The sequence below is a fragment of the Thauera phenylacetica B4P genome (assembly GCF_000310225.1).
GTDB lineage: Bacteria > Pseudomonadota > Gammaproteobacteria > Burkholderiales > Rhodocyclaceae > Thauera > Thauera phenylacetica.
In genome coordinates this window covers 1-5,457 of the sequence record NZ_AMXF01000256.1, presented here as the reverse complement: position 1 = coordinate 5,457, position 5,457 = coordinate 1, and the positions used below count along the sequence as shown (strand labels likewise).

At 68.8% G+C, this 5,457-nt stretch carries 4 protein-coding genes and 1 pseudogene; 3 read left to right on the top strand and 2 right to left on the bottom strand.

Annotated features, from left to right (window positions below; all coding sequences use genetic code 11):
* The 3 genes and pseudogenes from C667_RS19800 to C667_RS19790 all read left to right on the top strand — a co-directional run.
* On the top strand, positions 1–175 hold a 175-nt coding region (locus C667_RS19800), incomplete at its 5' end, for an electron transfer flavoprotein subunit alpha/FixB family protein (protein WP_004378521.1).
* A gap of 183 nt (positions 176–358) precedes the next feature.
* Positions 359–1,996 carry an electron transfer flavoprotein-ubiquinone oxidoreductase gene (locus C667_RS19795; protein ID WP_004378519.1) on the top strand — a complete coding sequence of 546 codons (1,638 nt, stop codon included), beginning with the start codon at positions 359–361 and terminating at the stop codon, positions 1,994–1,996.
* Between the two features lie 99 nt (positions 1,997–2,095).
* A pseudogene (locus C667_RS19790) lies at positions 2,096–2,987 on the top strand (alpha/beta fold hydrolase).
* Between the two features lie 569 nt (positions 2,988–3,556).
* On the opposite strand, the gene C667_RS19785 reads toward C667_RS19790, so the two are convergent.
* A complete protein-coding gene (locus C667_RS19785; protein ID WP_004378517.1) occupies positions 3,557–4,438 on the bottom strand; it encodes a DMT family transporter in 882 nt (293 codons plus the stop codon).
* A 50-nt stretch (positions 4,439–4,488) separates the two neighbouring features.
* Positions 4,489–5,376, bottom strand: a complete 888-nt coding sequence (locus tag C667_RS19780) for a DUF6279 family lipoprotein (protein WP_004378515.1) — start codon at positions 5,374–5,376, stop codon at positions 4,489–4,491.
* Positions 5,377–5,457 lie beyond the last annotated feature (81 nt).

The following is a 5,457-nucleotide window of genomic DNA, read 5'->3' as shown; positions in this document are numbered from 1 at the left end:
CTACATCGCGGTCGGCATCTCGGGCGCGATCCAGCACCTGGCCGGCATGAAGGACTCCAAGGTGATCGTGGCGATCAACAAGGACCCCGAAGCGCCGATCTTCCAGGTCGCAGACTACGGCCTCGTGGGCGATCTGTTCCAGGTGGTGCCGGAGATGGCGGCGAAGCTCGACTGACGCTCCCGAGCGTCGAACGTTTCCGGCCTTCTTGCATAGTTGTTCGATCTCCCCTGCTCTCCGGCCTTGCCGGACTTGTGCCGGCTCGGCGACGCCTTGTTCGCCGAGCCGGTTTTTTCGTGGTCTCCTCATGTCGCTATAGCGGGCCGATCCCCGCAATGAGGCACTTCATCCGAGGCAATCATGACGCGTGAATCGATGGAATTCGATGTGCTGATCGTCGGTGGCGGCCCCGCAGGCCTGGCCGCGGCGATCCGCCTGAAGCAGCTCGCCGCGGCGAAGGGCAGCGAGCTCTCGGTGTGCCTGATCGAGAAGGGCGCGGAGATCGGCGCCCACACCCTGTCGGGCGCGGTCATCGATCCGCGTTCGCTGAACGAGCTGATCCCCGACTGGAAGGACAAGGGCGCCCCGCTCACCACCGCGGTCACCGAGGACCAGGTGGTGTTCCTGTCCGAGACCGGCGTACGCCGCGTCCCGGCCGCGCTCACCCCCGACTGCTTCGAGAACCACGGCAACTACATCGTGCGCCTGGGCAACCTCGTCAAGTGGATGGGCGAGCAGGCCGAGGCTGCCGGCATCGAGGTCTATCCCGGCTTCGCCGCGGCCGAGATCCTCTACGACGAATCCGGCGCGGTGAAGGGCGTCGCCACCGGCGACATGGGCCTCAACCGCGACGGCACCCCCGGCCCGCACCACCAGCCGGGCATGGAGCTGCACGCCAAGTACACCCTGTTCGCCGAAGGCTGTCGCGGCCACCTCGGCAAGCAGCTCGAGGCGAAGTTCAACCTGCGCGAGGGCGTCGACCCGCAGACCTTCGGCATCGGCATCAAGGAGCTGTGGGAGGTCAAGCCCGAGATGCACCGTCCGGGTCTGGTCGTGCACACCGCCGGCTGGCCGATGGACAACCGCACCTATGGCGGCGGCTTCATCTACCACCTCGAGGACAACCTCGTCGCGCTCGGCTTCGTGGTCGGCCTCAACTACGAGAACCCGCACCTGTCGCCCTTCGACGAGATGCAGCGCTGGAAGACCCACACCGAGGTGCGCAAGCACATCGAGGGTGGCAAGCGCCTCGCCTACGGCGCGCGCGCCATCGCCACCGGCAACCTGCAGAGCCTGCCGCGGCTGATCTTCCCGGGCGGCGGCCTCATCGGCGACGACGCCGGCTTCCTCAACGCCGCGCGCATCAAGGGTGTCCACGCCGCGATCAAGTCGGGCATGCTCGCCGCCGAGGCGGCCTTCGAGGCCCTCGCCGCCAACCGCCAGCGCGACGCGCTCACCGCCTACCCGGCCGCCTTCCGCGAGTCCTGGCTGTACACCGAGCTGCACAAGTACCGCAACTTCAAGCCGCTGATGAAGAAGGGCCTGTGGATGGGCTCCTTCCTGTTCGGCATGGACCAGATGCTGTTCCGCGGCAAGGCGCCTTGGACGCTGCACAACTCGTCCGACCACGACAAGCTCAAGCCGGCCTCCGAGTGCGCGAAGATCGACTACCCGAAGCCCGACGGCGTGCTCACCTTCGACCGTCTGTCCTCGGTCTTCCTGTCGAACACCAACCACGAGGAAGAGCAGCCCTGCCACCTGCAACTCAAGGACCCGTCGGTCGCCATCTCGGTCAACCTCGCCCGCTACGACGCCCCCGAGCAGCGCTACTGCCCGGCCGGCGTGTACGAGATCGTCCAGGAAGAGGCCGGCCCGCGCCTGCAGATCAACGCGCAGAACTGCATCCACTGCAAGACCTGCGACATCAAGGACCCGACCCAGAACATCAACTGGGTCGTGCCGCAAGGCGGCGAAGGGCCGATCTACCAGGGGATGTGAGGCCACTTGCTCCTCCAGAGAAACGGATTCTTACCGCGGCACACGAGAAATCCCGCCCAGGATCAGGCGTGATCATCCTGGGTACACTCATCCGAACGCATGGCATATACCGTCCTCAAGCCCTCTACCACCGAGCGGGTCACCATCCGCGGTCTCAAGTACAACGTACGCCGCTGGGGCCCGGTCGATGCGCCGAGGTTGTTCCTTCTGCACGGCTGGATGGACGCCTCGGCCACCTTCCAGTTCGTGATCGATGCGCTGCGCCACGACTGGCAAGTCCTCGCCCCCGACTGGCGCGGCTACGGCAAGAGCACTTGGCTACATCGCCCGTATTGGTTTCCCGACTACTACGCCGATCTCGATGCGCTGCTCGCGCACTATGCGCCGGATGGCCCGGTGCGCTTGGTCGGCCACAGCATGGGCGCGAACATCGCCGGCACCTACGCCGGGCTGCGCCCAGAGCGCGTAATGCAACTGGCGATCCTCGACTTTCTCGGCCTCAAGCCACCGGCCGACGCCGACTCGCCAACCTTACTCGGGCGATGGCTCGACGCTCAGGCAGAGCCACCGCGGGCGCGGCGCTACGCTACGCCGATCATGATGCGCTTGCGGGCAGGCTGTGCGCGCTCAACCCTCGCCTGACCCGCGCGCGCGCTTTCTCGCGCGCCACCTGTCGTGCTTGCGTGCCGATGGTTCCGTCGAGATGGCCTGCGATCCGTGGCACAAAGTCCCCGCACCGTTCGTGTACCGTATCGAGGACGCGATGGCGAACTGGCGCCGAGTGCGCGCGTCCGTACTGATGCTATTCTCGGAAAAAGGGTATGTGCAGGCGCGTTTCGGCGAAAAGCCGGAGGAGTTGCGCCACCACCTCGATTGCTTCACCGATGTCCGCGTGATCACTGTGGCCGACGCCGGCCACAACCTTCAGCACGACCAGCCAGAACAGGTGGCGCAGGCACTGGAGGATTTTCTCAGCCGGGACCTGACATGATCCTGCCCTGCTCCGCCGCCCGCTCGTTATCGATCTCCGACTACGAGGGAGCATGCAGGCACGGCGCGGGACGGGCGGGAACGGGACCTCGGCGCATTGATCGCGAGGGGAAATCGGCCATACGACATCCCGGAAATCGCACACGGATTCTCCGACGGCCACGCTCCGGATCATCCAGGTTGCACGTGCTGCAAAGGCGGACCATTCGAGCGGTGCGCGATTACCAAACGTTGCAAAAGCATGGAAGTGCGTGTTTGCCAACCCGGCCGACGCTCCGACCTTGAGGAAGGGCGTCCTGACGAAATCATCTTGGGAGACCACCAGCACAGGGCTACCCCGACGAACAAGCGACACCGCAGGCTGAAGCGCTCGCCACGCTCCTCGCCCCCCCACGGGGCACCACTCCAGGGCGATCGTACGAACGGGTGGGCTAGCTTGGGCAGCGCTCGTGGGAGCGGGCTTGCCCGCGAAAGGATCCGTGCACATTCGCGGGCAAGCCCGCTCCCACAGGCCTTCGTGCGATTGCCCCCGGCGCCACACCCGCGCGCGCGGCCGGGTCTCCCTTCGCGCTACGACCGGTTCGCCACCCAGATACCGCTGCCGACGAGCACGAGCGCGGCGTACACCGCGGGCGTGAGCGGCTCGCCGAGGATCAGCCCGCCGGCGAGCACGCCCATCACCGGGGTCAGGAAGGAGAACGAGGACAGGCGCGTGGCCGGATACTCGCGCACCAGCCAGAACCAGGCGAGGTAGGACACGCCGGCGACGATCGCGGCCTGGAAGAACAGGTTGGCCCATACCATGGGCGTGGGCGCGAACACGCCCGGCTCGCCCATCGCCAGCGAGAGCGCCGGCAGCACCAGCGCCGACACGCCGAGCTGGTAGAGCAGCGTCTTCTCGGCCGACGCTCGCGCCAGCGCGCTCGCCTTCACGGTCAGCGTGGTCGCCGCCCACAGCACCGCGGCACCGAGCAGCATCAGGTCGCCCACCCATGCGCCCTCGGCCGCCGAGAAGAGGTTCTCGCCGAACAGCGCCAGCACGCCGGCGAAGGCGAGCGCCATGCCCATCCATTGCCGGCGTCGCATGTGCTCCTGCGGCAGCAGCCAGACCGCGCCGAGGGCGACGACGAAGGGCGCGGTGTACAGGAAGATCACCCCGCGCGAGGCGGTGGTGTGCTGCAGGCCGAGGAAGATCATCGCGAACTCGCCGGCGAACAGCGCGCCCGCGAGCAGGCCGGGCGCGAGGCTGCGGTCGCGCTCGAAGAGCTTCACCCCGCGCAGCAGCGCCCAGACGACGACGATCACCGTGGCGCCGATCGAGCGCAGGCCCGCCTGCCACACCGGCGAGATGCCGGCGCTGGCGAGCTTGATGGCGACCTGCTGGAGGCCCCAGATGGAGCACAGCACCACCATGAGGCCGATGGCGAGGCGGTCGAGTTCGGTCTTGTGCATGCGGGAGAGCCGGCGCGGGAGCGCGGGCGGGTGGGAGGCGAAGGGCGCGATTATCGGCCGCCGGCCGCGGAAACGCGAGCCGGTTCGGTGCAGGCCATGCCCGAGAACTGGCCGGCGAGCGCGTCGATCTCGCCCTGCAGGCGGCGGCGCTGGGCCTCGCCGGCCAGGGCGTGCAGGTCGGCGAGCAGCTCCAGCGTGCGCGCCCGGTTGTACGCGACCGCCGCGCGGTGCTGCGCAGTCCAGAGCGTCTCGCGCGGCGCCAGCACCAGCGCCAGGCGCGGGGTGAAGGCGGCGGCATCCGCGCGCACGCGCAAGGCGTCGAGCAGCTCGCCCTGCCAGCGCATGCGATCCTCCAGCCAGGCTTCGGTGGTGGGCTGCAGCGCCCGGCTCCACGCCGCGATGCGCTCGCGCTGGGCCGGCGTCATGCGGCCGAACCAGCGCCGCAGGCGCTCCTCCATGCGCTCGACGCGGGCGGCGTGCTGCGCGGCCGCGTCGCCGGAGAGGAACTCCGCGCGCGCCTCCTCGCCGCGGCGGGCGAAGGACGTGGCGAGCTCTTCCACCTGCTCGGCGCTCAGGCCGGCCAGCAGCACGCGCAGCTCGGGTTCGAGCTCGACGACGATCTCGCGCCAGAGCGCCTCGCCGCGCTCGAGGAAGGGTTCGAGCTGTGCCGCCTCGACGCGCTCGCTCGCCAGCGTCGTGTTCGCCGCGCGCAGCAGGGCGACGTATTCGGGCAGATGGCTACGGCAGTGCCAGTCGAGCAGGCCGGTCAGGCGCACATCCAGCTCGCTGCGCTGGCCGGCGTTCAGCGTGACGTAGTCGCGCAGATACCACGGCAGCAGCCAGTCGAGCTGCGAATAGGCGAAGCGCAGGCCGCAGCCGGCGAGCAGCAGCGCGCTGCAGGCGATGAGGACGAGGCGGCGGAGCGGACGGGCGGGCATGCGGCGTGAGACCGCGCCGGACGCGGGCAAGTTCGCCCGCGCCGTCCGCTCGCCCGCTTCAGCGCACCTCGGCGCGGGGCC